General features: G+C 69.2%; 15 protein-coding genes. All 15 read left to right on the top strand.

The features are described 5' to 3' along the window. The first annotated feature begins 193 nt into the window (after positions 1 to 193). The 15 genes from AC2A1N_RS00720 to AC2A1N_RS00650 all read left to right on the top strand — a co-directional run bounded on the left by AC2A1N_RS00720 (position 194) and on the right by AC2A1N_RS00650 (position 23226). Entirely contained in the window at positions 194 to 8101 is a 7908-nt protein-coding gene (locus AC2A1N_RS00720) for an ESPR-type extended signal peptide-containing protein (protein WP_242891098.1), read from the top strand. 158 nt (positions 8102 to 8259) lie between these two features. Next, positions 8260 to 10113 (top strand): S8 family peptidase, encoded by a 1854-nt coding sequence (locus tag AC2A1N_RS00715; protein ID WP_242891106.1) that lies wholly within the window; start codon positions 8260 to 8262, stop codon positions 10111 to 10113. Between the two features lie 136 nt (positions 10114 to 10249). Continuing rightward, the gene (gene gspE / locus AC2A1N_RS00710) at positions 10250 to 11971 is read left to right on the top strand and encodes a type II secretion system ATPase GspE (RefSeq protein ID WP_242891096.1); all 1722 of its coding nucleotides are present in this window, start codon (positions 10250 to 10252) and stop codon (positions 11969 to 11971) included. A 24-nt stretch (positions 11972 to 11995) separates the two neighbouring features. After that, complete coding sequence (gene xpsF / locus AC2A1N_RS00705) at positions 11996 to 13216, top strand: type II secretion system protein XpsF (protein ID WP_061478439.1); 1221 nt, start codon at positions 11996 to 11998, stop codon at positions 13214 to 13216. 49 nt (positions 13217 to 13265) lie between these two features. Further along, on the top strand, positions 13266 to 13709 hold the full coding sequence (gene gspG, locus AC2A1N_RS00700; protein WP_005415225.1) for a type II secretion system major pseudopilin GspG: 444 nt from the start codon (positions 13266 to 13268) through the stop codon (positions 13707 to 13709). A 6-nt stretch (positions 13710 to 13715) separates the two neighbouring features. Beyond that, entirely contained in the window at positions 13716 to 14210 is a 495-nt protein-coding gene (xpsH, locus tag AC2A1N_RS00695) for a type II secretion system protein XpsH (protein ID WP_049417201.1), read from the top strand. Then, positions 14207 to 14626 (top strand): type II secretion system protein XpsI, encoded by a 420-nt coding sequence (xpsI, locus tag AC2A1N_RS00690; protein ID WP_061478437.1) that lies wholly within the window; start codon positions 14207 to 14209, stop codon positions 14624 to 14626. The genes xpsH and xpsI overlap by 4 nt, the downstream gene beginning before the upstream one ends. Beyond that, a complete protein-coding gene (locus AC2A1N_RS00685; RefSeq protein WP_180866655.1) occupies positions 14623 to 15255 on the top strand; it encodes a type II secretion system protein J in 633 nt (210 codons plus the stop codon). The genes xpsI and AC2A1N_RS00685 overlap by 4 nt, the downstream gene beginning before the upstream one ends. Continuing rightward, entirely contained in the window at positions 15252 to 16115 is an 864-nt protein-coding gene (locus AC2A1N_RS00680) for a type II secretion system minor pseudopilin (protein WP_484371251.1), read from the top strand. The genes AC2A1N_RS00685 and AC2A1N_RS00680 overlap by 4 nt, the downstream gene beginning before the upstream one ends. Next, the gene (locus AC2A1N_RS00675) at positions 16112 to 17257 is read left to right on the top strand and encodes a PilN domain-containing protein (protein WP_049438311.1); all 1146 of its coding nucleotides are present in this window, start codon (positions 16112 to 16114) and stop codon (positions 17255 to 17257) included. Before AC2A1N_RS00680 ends, AC2A1N_RS00675 begins: the two co-directional genes overlap by 4 nt. After that, positions 17232 to 17945, top strand: coding sequence for a type II secretion system protein GspM (gene gspM, locus AC2A1N_RS00670; protein ID WP_061478433.1), 714 nt, complete (start codon positions 17232 to 17234; stop codon positions 17943 to 17945). The genes AC2A1N_RS00675 and gspM overlap by 26 nt, the downstream gene beginning before the upstream one ends. Continuing rightward, entirely contained in the window at positions 17935 to 18723 is a 789-nt protein-coding gene (locus tag AC2A1N_RS00665) for a general secretion pathway protein GspN (protein ID WP_072168888.1), read from the top strand. Before gspM ends, AC2A1N_RS00665 begins: the two co-directional genes overlap by 11 nt. A 9-nt stretch (positions 18724 to 18732) precedes the next feature. Continuing rightward, positions 18733 to 20934 carry a type II secretion system secretin GspD gene (gene gspD / locus AC2A1N_RS00660; RefSeq protein ID WP_484371249.1) on the top strand — a complete coding sequence of 734 codons (2202 nt, stop codon included), beginning with the start codon at positions 18733 to 18735 and terminating at the stop codon, positions 20932 to 20934. 604 nt (positions 20935 to 21538) lie between these two features. Continuing rightward, positions 21539 to 22390, top strand: a complete 852-nt coding sequence (locus tag AC2A1N_RS00655) for a glycosyltransferase family 2 protein (RefSeq protein ID WP_061478430.1) — start codon at positions 21539 to 21541, stop codon at positions 22388 to 22390. Next, positions 22387 to 23226 (top strand): glycosyltransferase family 2 protein, encoded by an 840-nt coding sequence (locus AC2A1N_RS00650; protein WP_484371246.1) that lies wholly within the window; start codon positions 22387 to 22389, stop codon positions 23224 to 23226. The genes AC2A1N_RS00655 and AC2A1N_RS00650 overlap by 4 nt, the downstream gene beginning before the upstream one ends. The last annotated feature ends 55 nt before the right edge of the window (positions 23227 to 23281 follow it).

The following is a 23281-nucleotide window of genomic DNA, read 5'->3' as shown; positions in this document are numbered from 1 at the left end:
CTTGAACCCCGTTTCAGAACCATTCATTCCGCAGTAACCGCTCGGCGTACGTGCTCGGTTTTCTGTCGCTGCGCGCCGTTCGGCAATACCCCGCAGTAAATCACGCGAAAAAACGCCCCCAGGGGACGTTGGGCCAGAAGGCCCGGCGGTGGCGTTGCTTTGCCCAAAACCAGTCCAATCAGGAGCCGTACCGATGAATCGGATTTATCGCAAGGTCTGGAACAAAGCATTGGGTCAGTTGGTGGTGGCCTCGGAACTGGCCTCCTCCGACAGCAGCGGTGGTGTTGTCGACCAGCGCCGCGATACGACATCGGCCACGCCCGCGCTGTTGGCGGTGGCACTGGGCCTGGTATTGGGATTGGGCATGAGCGGTTCCGCCATTGCACAGTCGGTGCAGATCGGCGGCAGCGCCACCTGCGTGGCATTCAGCGGCAAGCTGCTGGAAAAATGCCTGGTGGAAGGCTCCGCCAGTGCCAAGGGCAGCAACGCGGTGGCGATCGGCAGCAACAGCAGCGCCACTGCCGCCAACAGCGTGGCGCTGGGCGCAGGCTCCAGGGCCACCCGCGCCAACACGGTGTCCGTTGGCGATGCCGGCAAGGAACGGCAGATCACCAACGTGGCTGCAGGCACCCAGGCCACCGATGCGGTGAACAAGTCACAGCTGGATGCGCAGGCGCGCGCCACGCAGGCCGCGCTGGCGGACGTCGCCGCAGATGGAAGCCGCTATTTCAAGGCCGATGGCGCAGGTGATGACAGCGACGCGGCGAAGATCGACGGGCAGGGCGCGGTTGCAGCGGGCGCCGGTGCGCAGTCGTTGGCCAATGCCACCACCGCCATCGGTACCCAGGCGATTGCCGCCGGCCTGGGCGCCAGCGCGTTCGGCCAGGGCGCATTGGCAATCGGTGACGCCAGCGTGGTGGTCGGGCAGAGTGCTGCCGCGTTCGGTCTTGGTGACACCGCCGTCGGCGCCAGTGCCTATGCCGCAAGCGAGAATGGCGCGGCCACCGCCCTGGGCGCGTTGTCCGAAGCCACTGCCGATGGCGCCACTGCCGTGGGTGGCGGTGCCGTGGCGATGGGCCCGGGCAGTACCGCACTGGGCCGCGGCGCCACCGCCGCCAATGAAGCATCGATCGCGGTGGGTGCGTTCAGCACCGCCGTGGGTGAGTACAGCGCCGCGCTGGGGTCAAACTCGGCGGCGGTTGCCACCGGCAGCGTGGCGCTCGGCGCCGGCTCGCTGGCCGACCGTATCGACACCGTGTCGGTCGGCGCCGCCGAATATGGCCTGACCCGGCAGATCACCAGCGTCGCGGCGGGTACTGAAGATACCGACGCGGTCAATGTCGGCCAGTTGAAGGACGTGGCTGCCGTGGCCGATGCCACCGCCAAGCACTTCCAGGCCACGGGCAGCCGCAACAGCGATGCGGGCGCGCTGGCCGAAGGTGACGAGGCACTGGCGGCCGGCGAGGCGGCCAACGCCATCGGCAATGGCACCACCGCCGTGGGTGCCGGTGCCACGGCCGTTGCGCAGAACGCCACCGCCGTCGGCAACAACGCGCTGGCGTCGGGCCAGAACAGCGCCGCGTTCGGCAACAACGCACAGGCGAACGGCCCGGGCAGCGTCGCCGTCGGTGGTGCTGCGGTGGATGCCGATGGCAATCCGCTGATCACCAGTGGTGGCGTGCCGGTCGAAACCGGCGCCACCAGCGCAGGCGTCGGTGGCACTGCAGTCGGTGCCAGTGCCGAAGCCAGTGGATTTGCGGCGTCGTCCTACGGCGTTGGCGCGTATGCCGCCGGTGCGCAGTCGTCCGCCTTCGGTGCGGTCGCCAATGCCATCGGTGACTACTCCACCGCACTGGGTACGCAGAGCACCGCCACCGGTACCAGCAGCGTCGCCATCGGTGGCCCGGCCGACCTGATTCCGGGCCTGGGCTTCTTCGTGCAGACCCAGGCCAGCGGCGAAGCGGCGACGGCCGTCGGCGCCGGTGCCATCGCCAGCGGTGATCGTGCGCTGGCCAACGGCAGCCTGACCGAAGCGTCCGGTGCGGAATCCACCGCCGTCGGCTACTTCGCTTACGCCCCGGGTGAGAATGCCAGCGCGCTCGGTGCGCAGACCTGGGCCAGCGGCGCGCAGAGTACCGCCGTCGGTTATTACGCCACCGCTCGCGGTGCCAACAGCGTTGCACTGGGCGCGAACTCCGAAGCTGTCCGTGCCAACAGCGTAGCGGTCGGCAGCGCCGGCAACGAACGGCAGATCACCAGCGTTGCCGCGGGCAGTGAAGCCACCGATGCGGTCAATCTGGCCCAGTTGAAGGGCGTCTCTGCCGTGGCCGATGCCACCGCCAAGCACTTCCAGGCCACCGGCAGCAGCAACAGCGAGGCCGGTGCGCTGGCCGAAGGCGAAGACGCGCTGGCCGCCGGCGAGGCGGCCAACGCGATCGGCAATGGCAGCAGTGCACTGGGAGCGGGCGCCGTTGCCATCGCGCAGAGCGCCACTGCCGTCGGCAGCAATGCACTGGCTTCGGGGCAGGGCAGCGCGGCCTTCGGCGCGGCGGCCACCGCCAGTGGCAGCAACGCTACCGCCCTGGGAACGCAGAGCAGCGCCACCGGCGCCGGCAGCGTCGCCATTGGTGGCCCGGCCGACATCGTGCCGGGCATGGGCCTGTATGTGCAGACGCGGGCCAGCGGTGTGTCCTCCACCGCGGTAGGCGGCGGTGCGGTCGCCAGTGGTGACCGCTCGTTGGCCAACGGCAGCTTCACCGAAGCGGTGGGCGCGGAATCCACCGCGCTGGGTTACTTCGCTTATGCCGCAGGCGACAACGCCAGTGCACTGGGCGCGCAGACCTGGGCCATCGGCAAGGACAGCACGGCCATCGGTTACTACGCCACCGCTGGCGCCGAAAACAGTGTCGCGCTGGGCGCCTATTCGGGCTCCAATCGGGCCAATACGGTGGCCGTGGGCACCAATGGCAATGAACGCCAGATCGTCAGCGTGGCCGCGGGTACGCAGGCGACGGATGCAGTGAACAAGGCGCAGCTGGACGCTGTGGCAAGCACCGCCGACGGCACCGCGCGCTTCTTCCAGGCACAGCCCGAAGCGGGCAGTGATGCCGGTGCGTTCGCCGAGGGCGAAGGCGCGGTCGCGGCCGGTTCGTCGAGCAATGCGATTGGCGCCGGCGCGGTTGCACATGGCGCTGCCGCGTCGGCGATCGGTGATGACAGCGTGGCGGTGGGTCGCAACAGCAGCGCCACCGGCAACGGCGGTGTTGCCATCGGTGGCCTCGGGCAGGCCTACGATGAGTACAACCAGCCGATCATCGGCGCCGACGGCAAGGCGCAGCAGGTGGGCACCACGGCGGCTGCCGATGCCACGGCGGTCGGCAGCGGTGCACAGGCCACCGGGGCTGCCAGCAGCGCCTTCGGCAATGCCGCCAAGGCCAGTGGCGACAACAGCTTCGCGGCAGGCGGAAAGTCGCGCGCCACCGGCAGCTATGCGGTCGCGGTCGGTGACAGCGCCTTCGCCAGCAGCGATGACAGCACCGCTGTCGGTGGTTACAGCTGGGCGACGGCCAGTGGCGCAGCAGCGTTCGGTTCGGGTGCGTGGGCCACCGCCACCAATGCCTCGGCATTCGGCAACGCGGCCTGGGCCAGCGGCAGTGGTGCGACCTCCATCGGTTACAACAGCTGGGCCAATGGTGCCAGCTCCACCGCCGTCGGTCGCGGCGCATTCGGTTATGGCGACAACAGCGTGGCACTGGGCTTCCAGGCGCTGGGCAACAGCCTCAACAGCATTGCCATCGGCACCAACACGGTGGCCGGTGGTGAAAGTGCGATTGCGTTGGGCGCCGGCAGCAACGCCAGCGCCAGCAATGCTGTCGCGCTCGGTGCCGGTTCGGTTGCCAGCCGTGCACGCACGGTGTCGGTGGGCAGCAGCGGCAACGAGCGGCAGATCACCAACGTCGCTGCCGGTACCCAAGCCACGGACGCGGTGAACAAGGCACAGCTGGATGCGGTCGCGAGTACCGCCACCACCACCAGCCGCTTCTTCCAAGCCAGTGGCAGCGGCGACGACGTAGCCGGTGCGCTGGTGGAGGGTGACAACGCGCTGGCCGCCGGTGATGCGGCCAACGCCATCGGCAACGGCGCCACCGCGCTCGGCAGTGGTGCCAACGCGCTGGCCAACAACGCGCAGGCGATCGGTTTCAACGCGCTGGCCAGCGCCGCCAACGCCAGCGCTGTCGGTGCCAACGCCCAGGCGACCGGTGAGTACGCCACCGCGCAGGGTGCGGAAAGCGAAGCCAGCGGCGAGCAGAGCGCGGCGTTCGGTGCCGCCAGCATCGCCAGTGGTGCCGGCAGTACCGCCAACGGTGTGTTGTCCGAAGCCTCCGGCGAGGAAGCCGTGGCGGTGGGCTACTTCAGCAACGCCAGCGGTAGCGGCTCCACCGCGGTCGGCAGCGAGAGCGTCGCCAGCGGCACCGCGTCGGCAGCGTTCGGCATCGGCGCAGAAGCGACCGGTGGCTACAGCACCGCCATCGGTGGCTATGCGCAGGCCTCGGCGTTCAATGCCACCGCCTTCGGCAACTTCGCCAATGCCTCCGGTTCCAACAGCGTGGCGCTGGGCGGCGACTCCGAGGCGTCGGGTGCCTACAGCACCGCCACCGGCCAGGGCAGCCTGGCCACCGGCACCAACAGCGTCGCCGTCGGCGGTTCGCTGTTCGGCGTGCTGGCCACCGAAGCATCGGGCAATTACTCCACCGCCGTCGGTGGTGGCGCCTGGTCCGGTGGCATCAACAGCACCGCACTGGGCAACGCCGCCGAATCGCGCGCGGCCAACAGCGTGGCGCTGGGCGCCGATTCGATCGCGGACCGCGACAACACCGTGTCGGTGGGCGGTGGTGGCAATACCCGCCAGATCACCAACGTGGCCGCTGGCACGCAGGGCACTGATGCGGTCAACAAGAACCAGCTCGACGCAGTAGCGGCTGCAGCGGAAAAGACCAGCAGGCAGTTCCAGGCCAGTGGCAACGCCGATGGTGAAACCGGCGCCCTGGTCGAGGGCGACAACGCGCTGGCGGCCGGTGATGCTGCCAACGCCATCGGCAACGGTGCCACTGCACTCGGCAGCGGCGCCAATGCACTGGCGGCCAACGCCACGGCGGTCGGCATCGATGCGCTGGCCACCGGCAACAACGCCGCAGCACTGGGCAGTACCGCACAGGCCACCGGCGAAGACAGCCTTGCGCTCGGTACCGGCGCCAGTGCCAGCGAGCTGGGTGCCAGCGCCGCGGGTGCGCGTGCACAGGCCAGTGGTGCGTACAGCACCGCGACCGGCACCGAATCCAACGCCAGCGGCACGCAGGCACTGGCCAGTGGCTTCCGCAGTGCCGCCTCCGCCGATGGCACCACCGCGGTCGGTGGCTATGCTGAAGCCAGCGGTCGCCTCGGGACCGCGTTGGGCTACGGCTCGGCGGCCAGCGGTGCCAACACCACGGCAGTGGGCTTCGGCGCCGCCGCGGCCGGCAGCGGTGCCGTTGCGGTCGGCCAGTCCAGCGAAGCCAGTGGCGCTGAGAGCGTGGCCATCGGTGGCAGCACCTTCTTCGGCCTGATCCCGTCGCGCGCCAGCGGCACCGGCGCGGCGGCCTTCGGTGCCGGCGCCTGGGCGACCGAAGATTACGCCACCGCGATCGGCTGGAATTCGTGGGCGGATGCGGCAGATGCCACGGCACTGGGCGCCAGTGCCACCGCCAGTGGGTTGAACAGCGTGGCGCTGGGCGCCGGCTCCAAGGCCGAGCGCGACAATACCGTGGCCGTGGGCACCGCGGGCGGTGAGCGCCAGGTGACGCATGTGGCGGCGGGCACCGAGGCCACCGACGCGGTGAACAAGGGCCAGCTGGACGCGGTTGCCAGCGTTGCCGACAGGACTGCCCGGCAGTTCCAGGCCAGCGGCAACGCCGATGGCGAAGCCGGTGCCCTGGTCGACGGCGACAACGCACTGGCCGCCGGCAACGCGGCCAACGCCGTCGGCAACGGCGCCACCGCGCTGGGCAGCGGAGCCAACGCCATGGCCGTCAACGCCACGGCGGTAGGCTTCGATGCCCTGGCGACCGGCAGCAACGCGGCGGCACTGGGCAACAACGCGCAGGCCAGTGGTGTCGATAGCGTGGCGGTGGGTAGCGGTGCCAGCGCCAGCGAACTCGGTGCCAGCGCCAGCGGCGCCGGTGCCCAGGCCAAGGGTGCCTACAGCACCGCCAGTGGTGCGCAGGCCACGGCCAGCGGCACGCAGTCGCAGGCCAGCGGCTTCCGCGCCAACGCCTCGGCTGACGGTGCCTCCGCGCTGGGCAGCTATGCCGAAGCCAGTGGCCGGCTTGGTACGGCGGTCGGCTACGGCAGCAAGGCCACCGGTGCGAATGCCACCGCGGTGGGTGTCAGCGCCAATGCGTCGGCGGCCGGCAGCATCGCACTGGGTGCCGGCTCGGTGGCTGATCGTGCCAATACCGTGTCAGTGGGCAGCAGCACCAGTGATCGTCAGATCACCCGTGTCGCCGCCGGTACCGAGCGCACCGACGCAGTCAATCGCGGCCAGCTCGATGCGGTCGCGGCGACCGCCGATGGCACCGCACGCTACGTCAAGGCCACTGGTGCGGGTACCGCCAGTGCCAGCGGCAGCGATGCCGCTGCGGTCGGTTCGGCCGCCACTGCCAGTGGTGCACGCAGCAATGCGCTGGGTGCCAACGCCATGGCCATCGGCAACGGTGCGCTTGCGCTGGGCAACAGTGCCGGCGCATCCGGTGCGAACTCGGTGGCGCTGGGTGCGGGCTCGCGTGCGCTCGATGCCAACGTGGTGTCGGTCGGCGGCGGCAATGGCACCGACGGCCCGGCCACGCGGCGCATCGTCAATGTGGCCGACGGCCGCATCGCTGCCGGCAGCACCGATGCGGTCACCGGGTCACAGCTCAACGTCACCAACCAGCGCGTGGGCGCAGTGGAAACCCGCGTGGGTGATTTCGATTCGCGCATCGCTACGGTCGAGACCACGGCGGCCAGTGCAGTCGGCTATGACGACGCCAGCCGTGATCGCCTGACCCTGTCCGGCTTCCAGGGCACCACCATCGACAACGTCGGTGCCGGCAGCATCGCCGCCGGCAGCCGCCAGGCGATCAATGGCGGGCAGTTGTTCCAGTCGCTCAGTGATGCCGCCAGCTTCCTCGGCGGTGGCGCCAGCGTTGGCATGCAGGGTGTGTTCGTGGCGCCGAACTACGTGATCCAGGGCGCGACGTACAGCAACGTCGGCGATGCGCTCGGTGCGCTGGACCGCAAGGTCAGCGAGATCGATCGCCGCACCGCCGGAGGCACGCGTTCGGGAACGGCCAGCCTGCGTTCGATGAGTGCCTCGCTGGATGAAAGCGCACTGGCCAGCGTCGCCGACGCACCGGCCACCGCCGACGCGGCACCGGCCAGCACCGCACGCGTGCAGGGCACGCCGACGGCTGCCGCCGCCGGTGCCGGGATTCCGGTTGGCACCCCGGCCACGGGCTTCAACGCCGTCGCCATGGGTGAAGGCGCAGTGGCCAGTGGCGCCTCGTCCACCGCCATCGGGCAGGGCGCCAGTGCCACGGCTGCCAACGCGGTGGCTTTGGGCCAGGGCTCGGTTGCCGATCGTGCCAACACCGTGTCGGTCGGTAGCGAAGGCAACGAACGCCAGGTCACCAACGTCGCCGCCGGCACCACCGCCACCGACGCCGTCAACAAGGGCCAGCTGGATCGTGGCATGGCCACCGCCAACAGCTACACCGACAGCCGTGTCCAGGCCGTCGCCGACAGCTTCGATGTGTTCAAGGGCGAGATCGACGGGCGCCTGCGCCACATGGATCGTCGCATCGACCGCCAGGGTGCGATGAGTGCGGCGATGCTCAACATGGCCACCAGTGCCGCCGGTATCCGCACCCAGAACCGGGTCGGCGTCGGCATCGGTTTCCAGGGCGGCGAGTCGGCGTTGTCGCTGGGCTATCAGCGTGCGATCAGCGATCGCGCCACGGTCACCTTCGGCGGTGCCTTCAGCAGCGACGACAGCTCGGTTGGCGTCGGTGCCGGCTTCGGCTGGTAAGCCAAACCACTGCGCCGGCGGCCACCCACGCCGGCGCCAAACCTGCAATCAGGGCCTGGGGGGAGGTCACGGCAATCCCGGCTGGGCCGGCCGGGAGTCGTCAAGGAATGATGGCCGCAGTGTTGGTTTGATCCATGACCCAGAAGAGGAATTTCGACGTGATCAAGAAGCAGAACCTTCGCATCAATGTGCTTGCCGCCGCCGTGCTGTCGATGACCGCGGTGGGTGCCGTCCACGCCGCCGGGTTGCCGACCCGTGAACCGGTGCGCCAGGCCAGCACCGCCGAGCCGGGCGCCGAGCGCATCATCGTCAAGTATCGTGCCGGCACCGCTGCGGCGGGCGACCGTTCGGCCAAGCTGTCCACCGTGCAGTCCGCGCTGACCCGCGCCAGCCTGTCCGGTGGCACCGCCCGCGCCAGCACGCTGGGCCCGCAGGTCGTGCGCCGGCTCGGCGTCGGCGCCGATGTGATCCGCCTGCAGGGGCGCCTGGCGCCTGCGGAACTGCAGCGCGTGCTGAAGGAACTGAAGGCCGACCCGGCCGTGCAGTACGCCGAAGCCGACGTGAAGCTGCGCCGCACCGAGCTGCGCGCCGGTGACGTGCAGCCGGCGCTGGCGCCGAACGATCCGTACTACCAGCAGTACCAGTGGCACCTGCACAACGCCACCGGTGGCATCAACGCACCGTCGGCGTGGGATGTATCGCAGGGCGAGGGCGTGGTGGTAGCCGTGCTCGACACCGGCATCCTGCCGCAGCACCCGGACCTGGTCGGCAACCTGCTGGAAGGCTACGACTTCATCAGCGATGCCGAGACGTCGCGCCGTGCCACCAACGATCGCGTGCCGGGCGCGCAGGACTATGGCGACTGGGTCGAGAACGACAACGAGTGCTACACCGGCTCCGTCGCGGAGGACAGCTCCTGGCACGGTACCCATGTGGCCGGCACAGTGGCCGAGCAGACCAACAACGGCGTCGGCATGGCCGGTGTCGCGCACAAGGCCAAGGTGCTGCCGGTCCGCGTGCTCGGCAAGTGCGGTGGCTACCTTTCCGATATCGCCGACGCCATCACCTGGGCCTCCGGCGGCACCGTGGCGGGCGTGCCCGCCAATGCCAACCCGGCCGAGATCATCAACATGAGCCTGGGTGGAAGCGGCAGCTGTGACGGAACCTACCAGGATGCGATCAATGGCGCGATCTCGCGTGGCACCACCGTGGTCGTGGCGGCCGGCAACGAGACCGACAACGCTTCCAAGTACCGTCCGGCCAGTTGCGATGGCGTGGTGACCGTCGGTGCCACCCGCATCACCGGCGGCATCACCTACTACTCCAACTACGGCACCCGCGTGGACCTGTCCGGTCCGGGGGGGGGCGGCAGCGTCGATGGCAATCCCGGCGGCTACGTCTGGCAGTCCGGTTCCGATGCGGCCACCACGCCGGAGTCGGGCAGCTACAGCTACATGGGCATGGGCGGCACGTCGATGGCCTCGCCGCACGTGGCTGCCGTCGCTGCACTGGTGCAGAGCGCGCTGATCGCCAAGGGCAAGGACCCGCTGGCCCCCGCCGCGATGCGCGCACTGCTGAAGGAAACCGCGCGCCCGTTCCCGGTCAGCATCCCGACCGCCACCCCGATCGGCACCGGCATCGTCGATGCCAAGGCGGCGCTGGCCAAGGCACTGGAAGAGCCGTGCACCGAGAACTGCGGGCCGGTGGCGACGCCGCTGACCAACAAGGCCGCCGTGGGGGGCCTGAACGGTACGGCCGGCAGCAGCCGCCTGTACAGCTTCGAGGCAGCCGCTGGCAAGCAGCTCAGTGTGATCACCTACGGTGGCACCGGCAACGTGTCGGTCTACATCGCCCAGGGACGCGAGCCGAGCGCCAGCGACAACGATGGCAAGTCGACCCGTCCCGGCACGTCCGAAACGGTACGGGTGAACAAGCCGGTGGCAGGCACCTACTACATCAAGGTGGTGGGCGAAGCGGCCTACAACGGCGTGAGCATCCTCGCCACGCAGTAAGCCTGACGTGTCGTAGTTGAACGGCCGAGGCCCGTCATCCTGTGTGACGGGCTTCGTCTTTTTACGAAAGCTGGCCGCAGGGCGGCGGAAATCATGGCTTAACTGCTAAAGTCGGTCCGATTGACAGGAGAGTCACGTGAACGCGCTCGCTGCAACCGTTACCGACGATGCCGAAGGCCGCATCCTGGATGCGCTGCTGGCACGCGGCCGGCTCAAGGAAGGAGACCTGGCGCGCGCGTGGCCGCTGCACGCCGAGGCCGGCGGCAGCCTGCTGGGCCTGCTGGTGCGCCTGGGCCTGGTGTCTGAACGCGACCAGGCACAGGCCAGCGCCGAGGTGCTGGGCCTGCCGCTGCTGGAGGGCAAACAGGTGCCGGAGGCCCCGCCGCAGGCGCTGGCCGAGGGACTGCCGCTGTCGCTGCGTTTCCTGAAGCAGTTCCATGTGTGCCCGCTGGAGCTGAATGAACACGGGGTGCGTCTGTGGCTGGCCGATGCCCACGATGCCTATCCGCAGCAGGCCGTGCAGTTGGCGCTGGGGGTTCCGGTGACACCAGTGCTGGGCATGCGCGCGGAGATCGATGACCTGGTCGAGCGCTGGTTCGGCCAGGGCCGCAGCGCGATGGGCGCGATCGTGGAAACCGCCGATGGCGAGGGCGGCGCGGTCGACGATATCGAGCACCTGCGCGACCTCGCTTCGGAAGCGCCGGTGATCCGTCTGGTCAACCTGGTGATCCAGCGTGCGGTGGAACTGCGCGCTTCGGATATCCATGTAGAACCGTTCGAGAGCCGGTTGAAGGTCCGCTACCGGGTCGATGGCGTGCTGGTGGAGGGCGAAAGCCCGCCGGCCAACCTCACCGCCGCGGTGATCAGCCGCATCAAGATCATGGCCCGGCTCAACATCGCCGAGCGCCGCCTGCCGCAGGACGGCCGCATCATGCTGCGCGTGCAGGGCAAGGAGCTGGACCTTCGCGTGAGTACCGTGCCCACCGCGCATGGCGAAAGCGTGGTGATGCGCCTGCTGGACCGTGAAACGGTGGTCTTCGATTTCCACCGGCTCGGCTTCACCGACGCCTTCCTGCCGCAGTTCCGCAAGGTACTGGAACAGCCGCACGGCATCCTGCTGGTGACCGGCCCGACCGGCTCGGGCAAGACCACCACGCTGTACACCGCGCTGAGCCAGCTCAACACCGCCGACGTCAAGATCATCACGGTGGAAGATCCGGTCGAATACCAGATCGAGGGCATCAACCAGATCCAGGCCAAGCCGCAGATCGGCCTGGATTTCGCCAACGCGCTGCGCAGCATCGTCCGCCAGGATCCGGACATCATCATGATCGGTGAAATGCGCGACCTGGAAACCGCGCGCATCGCCATCCAGTCGGCATTGACCGGCCACCTGGTGCTGTCCACCCTGCACACCAACAATGCGGCCGGTGGCATCACCCGCCTGCTCGACATGGGCGTGGAGGATTACCTGCTCACCTCGACCATCAACGGCATCCTCGCCCAGCGCCTGGTGCGCCGGCTGGAGCCGACCCATGCCGAACGCTACGCAGCCTCGCCAGAGGAGATCGAACGCTTCGAGCTGCGCCGCCTGCAGCCGGAGGGACCGATCCACCTTTACCGTCCGAAGCCCTCGGCGCTGGCGCCGACCGGCTACCTGGGGCGTACCACCATCATGGAATTCCTGGTGATGAACGATGCGCTGCGGCGTGCGGTGATGCGTCGCGATGGCATGGGCGAGATCGAGCGCATCGCCCGCGAAGCCGGCATGCGCACCATGTACGAGGATGGCCTGTCCAAGGCGTTGAGCGGACAGACCACCATCGAGGAAGTGCTGCGCGTGACCGAGGAAAGCTGATGCGTGCAGGACGCCGGGGCTGACATGCCGAACTACCGCTACAAGGCGCTCAATCCGCACGGTGAGGTCTTCGACGGGCAGATGGAGGCGGCCAGCGAGGCCGAGCTGATCGCGCGCCTGCAGGACCAGGGCCACCTGCCGATGGAGACGCAGCTGGCCGACGCCGGCGCGATCGGCGGCAGCAGCTGGCGCAACCTGCTGCAGCAGCGCCCGTTGCAGGGCGCTGCATTGCTGCAGTTCACCCAGCAGCTGGCGACCCTGCTCGGTGCCGGCCAGCCGCTGGACCGCGCGCTGTCGATCCTGCTGGGGTTGCCCGAGGACGAACGATCGCGCCGCGCGATCACCGACATCCGCGACGTGGTGCGCGGCGGTGCACCGCTGTCCACCGCGCTGGAACGCCAGCATGGGCTGTTCTCGCGGCTGTACGTGAACATGGTGCGCGCCGGCGAAGCCGGTGGCAGCCTGCATGAAACCCTGCAACGCCTGGCCGACTACCTCGAGCGCAGCCGCGCGCTGCAGGGCAAGGTCATCAACGCACTGGTCTACCCGGCCATCCTGCTGGTGGTGGTGGGCGGCGCGCTGCTGTTCCTGCTTGGCTATGTGGTGCCACAGTTCGCGCAGATGTACGAGAGCCTGGACGTGGCGCTGCCGTGGTTCACCAATGCGGTGCTGCAGCTGGGCCTGTTCGTGCGCGACTGGTGGGTGCTGCTGCTGGTGGTGCCGGCGCTGGTGGCGCTGTTCTTCGAGCGCAAGGCGCGGCAACCCGCGTTCCGGCTGGCGCTGGATGGCTGGCTGCTGCAGCGCCGTGGCATCGGCCGTCTCGTCGGTGAACTGGAAACCGCGCGCCTGGCGCGCACGCTGGGCACCCTGCTGCGCAATGGGGTGCCGCTGCTGGGCGCGCTGGGCATCGCCCGCAACGTACTGGGCAACCGCGCGCTGGCCGCCGACGTGGAAGCGGCCGCCGATGAAGTGAAAAATGGTGCCGGCCTGTCGCTGGCACTGTCGCGCGGCAAGCGCTTCCCGCGCCTCGCCCTGCAGATGATCCAGGTCGGCGAGGAATCCGGCGCCCTCGATACCATGCTGCTGAAGGCCGCCGACACCTTCGAACAGGATAGTGCCCGGCGCATCGACCGCCTGCTGGCGGCGATGGTGCCGGCGATCACCCTGGTGCTGGCCTCGGTGGTGGGCGCGGTGATCGTCGCCGTGCTGGTGCCGCTGTACGACCTGACCAATGCCATCGGTTGACGATGGCACTCCCTGCAACCCCGACACTCCGCAACTGAAAGGACCGTCCATGATTGCCCGTCGCCGACCGATCCGCCTTTCCTTCACTGCCGCGCGCAACCAGTCGGGCATGAGCCTGCTGGAAATCATCATCGTCATCGTGCTGATCGGCGCGGTGCTGACCCTGGTCGCCAGCCGTGTGCTGGGCGGTGCCGACCGTGGCAAGGCCAACATCGCCAAGGCGCAGGTGCAGACCGTGGCGTCCAAGATCGACAACTACCAGATCGACACCGGCAAGCTGCCCGGCTCGCTCAATGACCTGGTGACCGCACCGGCAGGTGTTGGCGGCTGGCTCGGCCCGTACGCCAAGCCGGCCGACCTGAACGACCCGTGGGGCCACGCCCTGGAATACCGCGCACCGGGCGAAGGCCAGCCGTATGAGCTGGTCAGCCTGGGCAAGGATGGCAAGGCCGGCGGCAGCAGCGTCGACGCTGACATCCGCTACCAGCCGTAACCGCGCATGACGTATTTCCTGCCGCGCCGGTTGCCCCACCCGCGCCTGCACGGCAGGCGCGCGGCGGGACTGTCGCTGCTGGAAATGCTGCTGGTGATCGCACTGATCGCGGCGATCGGCCTGATCACTGCCGCCGGTCTGTCGCGCGGCTTCGCCGGCATGCAGCTACGCAGCGCAGGCAAGGACATCGCCAGCCAGCTGCGCATGGTGCGCGCGCAGGCGATCGCCCGCGGTGAACCGCAGCGCTTCGTCATCGAGCCGGCGCGGCGGCGCTGGGAAGGCGCCAACCAGCGCCACGGTGAGGTGCCCGCACAGCTGCAGGTGCAGTTCGAAGGTGCCGCACAGCTGGCCACCGCGCCGGGGCAGGGTGTGATCGAATTTCATCCCGATGGTGGCTCCAGCGGTGGCCGCATCCGGTTGCAGCGCGACGGCGCCGAATGGCGCGTCGACGTCGGCTGGCTCACTGGCGAGGTCCGCTCCGGCCCCTGGCGGGCGCAATGAAGCGGCGCGCGCGTGGCTTCACCCTGCTGGAAGTGATCATCGCCTTCGCCCTGCTGGGCCTGGCGTTGACCCTGCTGCTGGGCAGCCTGTCCGGCGGCGCAAAACAGGTGCGCGATGCCGAGTTGCGCACGCGCGCGGTGCTGCACGCCCAGTCGTTGCTGGCCGAAGCCGGTGTCGACACACCGCTGCAGGTGGGCAGCCAACAGGGTGACTGGGAACAGGGGCGCTATCACTGGGAACTGCAGGTTCAGCCGTGGGTGGAGCCCCGCGCCGGCACTGTCGGGCAGGCGACGTCACCGGGTACTGCATGGCTGGCGGAGCTGCAGTTGCAGGTGCGCTGGGGCGACAGCGAACGCGAGCAGCTGCGCTGGCGCAGCCTGCGTCTGTTGCCGCCCGACCTGGAGAATGCCCGGTGAGGCGCCGCGCCGCAGGGTTCACCCTGGTCGAAGTGATGCTGGCCACCGTGCTGCTGGCCGGCGGCCTGGCGTTGGCCTTTGCCAGCGTGCGCTCGGCGATGGCGGTCAGCCAGCGCGGCGAGCAGATCGCCGCCGAAAGCGAACGCATGCGCGCGGTGGAATCGTTGCTGCGCAGGCAGCTGGCGGCTGCGCTGCGCACGCCGCTGGAAGTTCCGGATCCCACCCGCGAGCCGGTCTTCTTCCAGGGCGAAGAGCAGCGCATGCTGTTCGCCGCCGATCTGCCCGGCTACCTCGGCCGTGGCGGACCCTACCTGCACGCGCTGCAGGTCGACGGACGCGATGGCCGACAGCGCCTGCTGCTGGAGCTGGTGCTGTTGCAGGAAGGCGAGCGCATCGCCGAGAACCCGCCGCGCCCGCCCGAGGTGCTGGTGGAAAACCTGAAGTCGGTGCAGCTGCGCTATCGGGGTATCGATGCCAGCACCGGGCAGGTGACTGACTGGATGCCGCGCTGGGACGACACCCGCCGCCTGCCGATGCTGGTGGAGATCCAGATCGCGCCGGCCCGGGGTGCGCCGTGGCCGCCGCTGGTGGTGGCGCTGCGCGCCGGTGGCAGCGGAGGCGCGCGATGAGGCGTCAGGGTGGGGCGGCACTGGTGCTGGTGCTGTGGCTGATCGCGTTGATGACCGCGCTGGTCGGCGCATTCGCGCTGAGCGCACGGGTCGAACACCTGCAGCAGCGCGTGCTGGATGACGATGCACGCGGGCAGGAACGTGCGCGTGCCGGCCTCGAGTATGCACTGCTGCGCCTGTCGGCCGATCCGCAGCGCGCGCCCTGGCGTGCCGATGGCCGGACCTATCGCTGGCAGTTCGACGACGCCAGCATCGAGATCAAGGTGCTGGACGAGAACGGCAAGATCAACCTGAACCTGGCCGATGTCGCGCTGCTGGCCGCCTTCCTCAAGGCACTGGGTGAAGACGATGCACAGGCCCGGCAGCTGGCCGGGGCCATCATCGACTGGCGTGACGAGGACAGCCTGCTGCAGCCGGGCGGTGGTGCCGAAGCGCAGGACTACGCCGCAGCCGGGTTGCCCTATGGCCCACGCAACAAGCGGTTCGAGACCCTGGGCGAGCTGCAGCGCGTGCTGGGCATGCGCGGCACGCTGTACCGGGCGATGTTGCCGCACCTGACCCTGTACAGCCGCCAGGCGCGGCCGGATCCCCAGTTCGCCAGCGCACCGGTGCTGACCGCACTGGGCCTGGATGCGGATACCGTGCTGGCGCAGCGCGCCCAGCAGGAGCGTGATGCAGATTCCGCTGGCGGTACGACAACGCTTGCCAGCAGCAGCGGCACCTATAGTATCGAGTCCGCTGCCATCGACAGCAGTGGACGCAGGTCGGTGTTGCAGGCAGTGATACGCAGTGGCTCGGGCGGCGTTCCCGGGCGGACCTACACAGTGCTTCGCTGGGAGCAGGGAATGACAGCAAGATGACGGCGTGGCAGGACAGTCTGCGGCAGGTGCAGGGCCGGATCGGCCCGGGCGCTGGCCGTTTCCTGCGCTGGTGGCGGCAGTCGCTGCTGGCCTGGGTACCGGTGCGCTGGCAATGGGCGTTGGGCTGGGGCCAGGCCCGCCTGTTGCTGCAGCCTGAGAGCGACCAGCTGCAGGTCTGGCGTGAGGCCGGTGAACGCCGCGAAGTGGTGGCGCGCCTGCCGTGGCCGCTGTCGCCGGTGGAACTGGACCGCGTACTCGAGCCGCGCCTGCGCAGCCTGCCCCGGGTGTGGCTGCTGCCCGCGGCGGATGTGTTGCGGCGCACGCTGCGCCTGCCCGCCGCGGCGGCCGACCGCCTGCGTGCCGTGGTCGGTTTCGAAATCGACCGGCAGACCCCGTTCGAAGCGTCCCAGGTCAGCTATGACGTGCGTGAACTCGGCGCGGGCGGCGAAGGGCAGTTGCAGGTCGAACTGGTAGCGTGGCCACTGCGGCAGCTGGAAGCATGGCGCACGCGGGTGGGCCAATGGGCCGATGCGCTGGCCGGCGTCGATGCCATCGATGCGCAGGGCAACGTGTTGCAGGTGAACCTGCTGCCGCCCGCGCAGCGCCAATTGCGGCCAGACCCGATGCGGCGCTGGAACCTGCTGCTGGCAGTGGCATCCGTCGTGATGCTGGTACTGGCCGCGGTGCAGCTGCTGGACAACCGCCAGGCCGCCGCCGACGAACTGCGTGCGCAGGTCGAGCGCAGCGCGCGCAGCGCGCGTGGCGTGGCCAGCGAACGCGCGCAGCTGCAGGCGCTGATCGATGGTGCTGCATTCCTTGAGAAGCAGCGCAGCCAGCGCGCCGGTACGGTGGAGATCTGGAACGAACTGACCCGGCGCCTGCCGGAAGGTACCTACCTGGAAAAGCTGGCGATCGAGAACAACAACCTGCAGCTGATCGGCCTGAGCCGCGAGGCATCGCAGCTGGTGCAGCTGCTGCAGGATGCACCGCAGTGGCGCAAGGTCAACCTGACCGGGGTGCTGCAGGCCGATGGCGCGGCCAGTGGCCGCGATCGCTTCACCATGACTGCCGAACTGCAGCCGTTGCCGGCCGCAGCACCGACCCCGGAGGCGGCCGATGCCGATGCCAAGCGCACGCCGTGATCGCTGGTTGGCGCTGGCACTGCTGCTGGCAGTGCTGGGCCTGGCCTATCTGCTGTTGGTGCACCCCTGGTTTACCCAGCCGCTGCGTGCGATCGACGCCGATGTCGCCGCCCTGCGCGAACGCGAGTCGCGCGTGCAGGCGCAGCTGCAGCAGCAGCCGCAGATCGAACAGCGCCTTCGCGCTACCCGCGAGGCACTGCAGCAGCGGCCAGGCTTCCTGCGCGAAGCCACCGCCGAAGCTGCCGCCGCTGCATTGGGCGCCCGGCTGCAGGATGCGGTAGCGATGGCCAGCCCGGGCAACCGCAGCTGCACCATCAGCAACCGCACGCCGCTGACCGACAACCGGCGCGATGCCGAGTTCGTGCGCGTCGCCATGCAGGTGCGCCTGCGCTGCGGCGTGGCCGAACTGGCCACCGTGCTGCACAGCCTCGAAACCGGCAGCCCCCGCCTGTTCGTCGACAACCTCAACCTGATCGCGCAGCGCTTCCAGCAATCGCCGAACGAATCGGGGCTGGGCCTGGATGTGTCCTTCGAGCTGGCCGGCTATCTGCTGCCAGGCGCCGCCGCCGATGGCACGGTACCAGCGCCCGCTGCAGCGCCGACGCCGGCTGCTTCGCCGGCCGAGGCCACGCCGGCGCCCCAGCCGGCGCCCCCGTCCGAAGGGCAGGAGGTGGCCGATGAAGCTTGAGCAGATCAGCCTGCGTACCGGCTTCCTGCTGGCACTGGCCGGCTGGGCGGCGGCGGTCTGGCTGGCAACCGTCTTCGGGCTGGGCAGCCAGCTGCCGGGCGCCGACGGTGATGCCGACGCCGCGCCATCGCTGCCATCGTTGCCGCCGCTGGCTGCAGAGCGCATGGCCAGCGCCGACAGCTACAGCGCGATCGGAGAGCGCCCGCTGTTCGCCGAAGACCGCAGGCCGCGGCCCTATCTGCTGGGGGGCAGCGAACCGGCGGCCAGTGCCGCGTTGCGCCTGACCGGCGTGCTGCTGACCGGCGATTTCGGCATGGCCACCTTCACCACCGAACAGAACCGCTCGCTGCGCCTGCGTCTCAACGGCGAAGCCGTGGATGGCTGGCAGCTGGTCGCGCTGCAGCCGCGCCAGGCGACGGTGATCGGCCCCGGTGGCAACCAGGTCCTGGAACTGGCCGTGTTCAACGGCCAGGGCGGCGAGCCGCCGACGGTGCTGCGCGGTGCCAACGGTGTACCGCCTGCAGGTGCGATCGTTGTGCCGCCTTCGGCGGGTGCTCCGCCGGCGCCGTCCCCGGTCGCGGCCACCCCACCGACGCCGCCCGCCGGCAATGCCCCCACACCTGCGGCGTCAGCTGCAAAAACACCACCGGCCAACAACAACGGTCCCAGCGAAGCGCAGATGCAGGCCATCCGCGAACGCATCCAGGCCCGCCGCCGCCAGCTGCAGCAACAGCAGCAACAACCGTCGCCGCCCCCGGGCGATGGCACCAACCGATAGAGTGAATGCATGAACCTGCGTTTTCTTCCCTGGTCCTTTGCCCTCGCGCTGCTGGTCGGCTGCAGTACGGTGTCCGCGCCGCACGTGCAGCGCAACGGCAACCTGTCGCCCAGCGCCGCTGCCGGCCAAGCGGCCGACGTCGCCGCTGATGCCGCCCGCGAGAGCCAGGGCGCACCGCAGGCGGTGATCCGTCGCGGCACCGGCACCATGATCAACCGTGAGGCCGCGCGCGCACCGGCACCGGCGCTGCATGGCGCCAGCACCGGCGAGGCCACCTTCAACTTCGAAGGCGAATCGCTGCATGCGGTGGTCAAGGCCATCCTTGGCGACATGCTTGGCCAGAACTACGTGATTGCACCGGGCGTGCAGGGCACGGTGACCCTGGCCACGCCCAAGCCGGTCTCGCCGGCGCAGGCGCTGAACCTGCTGGAGATGGTGCTGGGCTGGAACAACGCGCGCATGGTCTACAGCGGCGGCCGCTACAACATCGTCGCCGCCGACCAGGCGCTGGCCGGCACGGTCGCGCCGAGCACCGCGCCGGCGGCCAGCGCACGCGGCTTCGAGGTCCGCGTGGTCCCGCTGCAGTTCATCTCCGCCACCGAGATGAAGAAGGTGCTGGAGCCGTATGCGCGTCCCAACGCCATCGTCAATGTGGACAGCGGCCGCAACGTGATCACCCTCGGTGGTACGCGCGCAGAACTGGAAAACTACCTGCGCACCGTCGAGATCTTCGACGTCGACTGGTTGTCGGGCATGTCGGTGGGCGTGTTCCCGATCCAGTCGGGCAAGGCTGAGCAGGTCGCGGCCGACCTGGAAAAGGTATTCGGCGAAGAGAGCAAGACGCCCAGTGCTGGCATGTTCCGTTTCCTGCCGCTGGAGAACGCCAACGCCGTGCTGGTGATCACGCCGCAGGTACGTTACCTGGACCAGATCCAGCAGTGGCTGGATCGCATCGACACCGCAGGTGGCAGCGCCCGCCTGTTCTCCTACGAGCTGCGCTACATCAAGGCACGCGACCTGGCCGAGCGCCTCAGCGAGGCCTTCGCCAGCAGTGGCAACCGCGGCGCCTCCAGCCCGGCCTCGCTGGCGCCGGGCGCCATCCCGTCGCAGCTGGGCAGTGACGGCGATCGTGGCATGGACAACAACAGCAGCACCCTTGGCTCGACGCTGGGCGGGAGCAGTGGCAGTGGCAGCAGCAACGGCAGCCTGAACCTGCCGCAGCGCCAGCCCGGCAACGTCAGTGTCAGCCTGGAAGTGGAGGGCGACCGCGTCGGCGTGTCGGCGGTGGAGGAGACCAACACCCTGCTGGTGCGCTCGACCCCGCAGGCCTGGCGCTCGATCCGCGAGGTGATCGAGAAGCTGGACGTGATGCCGCTGCAGGTGCACATCGAGGCACAGGTGGCCGAAGTCGCGCTGACCGGTGACCTGAAGTACGGCGTGAACTGGTTCTTCGACAACGCCGTGGCCGGTCGCGCGCTGACCGGCGCACTGGCGGGCCTGACCCTGCCGCCGGCAGCGGGCGGTTCGTGGAATACCTTCGCCGGCGGTGTCACCGGCAACGACGGCGTGGGCTGGGCGTTCACCGGCCACAACGCGGCCGCCGTGGTCAGCGCGCTGGACAAGGTCACCGACCTGCGCCTGCTGCAGACACCGTCGGTGTTCGTGCGCAACAACGCCGAGGCCACACTCAACGTTGGCGACAAGGTGCCGATCAACACCACCACGGTGAACACCGGCGTGGGCACCAGCACCTACAGCTCGGTGCAGTACATCGACACGGGCGTGATCCTCAAGGTGCGCCCGCGCGTGACCCGCGATGGCACGGTGTTCCTGGATATCGTGCAGGAGGTCAGCAGCGCCTCCGACGTGCCGGACGCCTGCAACCCGAATGAGCGCAACTGCAATCCGCGCATCTCGACCAAGAAGCTGTCCACCGAAGCGGCGGTACAGAGCGGCGACACCATCATGCTGGCGGGCCTGATCACCGACTCGGCCACCGATGGCAGCAGCGGCATTCCGGGCCTGAGCAGGATCCCGGTGGTCGGTGCGTTGTTCGGGCAGAAGACCCGCACCAGCCGTCGTTCGGAGGTGATCGTGCTGCTGACCCCGACCATCGTCCGCAACAACCAGGAATCGCGCAACCTGACCGATGAGTACAGCCAGCGCTTCCGCGCGATGGAGCCGCTGAACCAGCCGCGCGCGAAGAAGTAAGGGGGTTACGGCCGGGCTGCGCCCGGCACCCGCAGAGGCTGAAGCTGGAGCAACGGCAACAGCAACAGCAACAGCGGGTTTACTGAGGGATGGCGGGGCACTGTGGGTTTGCGGGGACGCCGTGAATACGTCCATGTAGGCTTGGTCGCCGCATCCATGCGGCTCACACCCCGCAAACCCACAGTGCCCCGCCTTCGACAGTTTCCTGCTGCTGTTGGTAGGTGTCGACCTTGGTCGACACGATCCACGCCATGCGTGGATGACTCTCCATCGAAATCGAATATTTCGAGATCCGAAACATCTGAGCCGAGCATGGCTCGGCTCTACAGAAGGTAGGGCCGACAGATCGCGGAAAACTGTCGAAGGCGGGGTGGGTCCGGTTGTGGGGGCGTGAGCCGCATGGATGCGGCGACCGAGCCTACAGGGACGTATTTACGGCGTCCCCCGCAACCGGACCCACCCCGCCATCCCCCCAGGAACCCAGCTTTTGCTCCGGCTGTTGCTTCGGCTCTGGCTCTGGCTCTGGCCTCTGCGGGTGCCGGGTGCAACCCGGCCGATACCCTCCCAGTGCTACGCTGTGACCACCGACAACCACGGAGGCGGGATGGGGGCGATCGTGTTGTTGCCGCTGTGCGTGGACGATGCCGCGCTGGACCGCTGCCTGGCCGCACTGGATGCCGGCACCGCGCCGGGCACTGCGGTCTGGCTGGCCGATGACGCGCAGGCAGGGCCGCGTGCGCAGGCCGTGGTCGAGCACTGGTTGGCGCATACGCCGTTGCAGGCCGAATACACCCGGCGCGCGCGCCCGCTGGGCGAGGTTGCCCATCTGGACGAAATGCTCCGCGCCTGCGATGGCCTGGACGTGGCCGTGCTGGCGCCGGACAGCGTGCCGTCGCCCGGTTGGTTGCAGCAGTTGCAGGATGCCTTCGCCCGCGATGCCGCCATCGCCACCGCGACGCCCTGGTGCAACGCCGGCGAGACCGCGGCGTGGCCACGGCTGGGCGAGATCAATCCCGAACCCCATGACCCGGCCTTGCTGGCGCATACCTGCGCCACGTTGCCCACGCTTCACCCGGAGCTGCCATCGGCAGTCACCCACGCGGTGCTGGTACGTGGCAACGCGCGCCGCCGTGCCGGTGGCCTGGACGTGGACAGCTATGCCGGCTGGAATGCCGCGCTGATCGACCTCAGCCTGCGCATGGCGGGCCTGGGCTGGCGCAACGTGTTGTGCGAGACCGCGTTCGTCGGCCGGGCAGGAGAGGCGGTCAGCCGCGATGGCGACCTGGAGGCCCTGGCGGCACGCTGGCCGGCCTGGGTGCCGCGGCTGGCCGATTTCCTGATGCACGATCCACTGCACGGTCTGCGTGCCGACCTGCAGCAGCGCATGCGGCAGGCGATAATGCCGAAGGAACAGGGCGACCTGTTCGTCCCGCCCGCGCCGGAGCCTCCCGTTTGAATGCAGCCATTGCCGCCATCGTCGTCACCTACCAGAGTGGCAGCACCATCGATGCCTGCCTGTCGCGCCTGCGCCAGGCGCAGGACATCGCCGAGATCCGGGTGATCGACAATGGTTCGCTGGATGGCACGCTGGACATCGTGCAGCGGCATGCCAGTCATGACCCGCGCGTGCGCTTCGTCGGCAATCCGGACAATCCCGGCTTTGCCGCCGCCAACAACCAGGGCGTGGCCGACTCGCACAGCCCGTGGCTGGCCTTCATCAACCCGGACCTGATGGTTGAGCCGGACACCCTGACCGAACTGCGCAGCCGTGGCGAGGTGCTGGGCGATTGCCTGCTGGGCGTGGAGCAGGTGGACGAGCACGGCCACGCCGATGAAGCGGTGCGCCGTCGCGATCCGGATTTCCTGCTGATGCTGCGCTCGCCGGGCAAGGGTTCGAAGCTGGCGGTTCCGCGCGATCCACACCAGGCCGTGCAGCCGGTGCCGGCGCTGTCCGGCGCGCTGCTGATGATGCCGCGTACCCTGTTCGAGCGCATCGGTGGCTGGGATGCGGGTTACCGCTTGCATGCCGAGGACCTGGATCTGTGCCGCCGCGCACGCGAGGCCGGCGCGGTGGTGGCGATCGCCAACGACCTGCAGGTTACCCATGTGCGCGGCGTCTCCAGCCGCTCGCGGCCATTCTTCGTGGAATGGCACAAGCACAGGGGGCTGTGGCGTTACTTCCAGAAGTTCGAGGCCAGGCAGCGCACGCTGCCGGTACGCATTGCGGTGTGGGCCGCGATCTGGGCGCATGCGGCGATGCTGGTGCCGCGCCTGCTGCGCAGGTCGTTGTAGAGCCGGGCCACGCTCGGCTCAGGCAACAATCCAGCCGGGCGTGGCCCGGCTCTAC

This window comes from Stenotrophomonas maltophilia group sp. SKK55, assembly GCF_057179845.1.
This window is presented reverse-complemented; position numbering and strand designations above follow the sequence as displayed.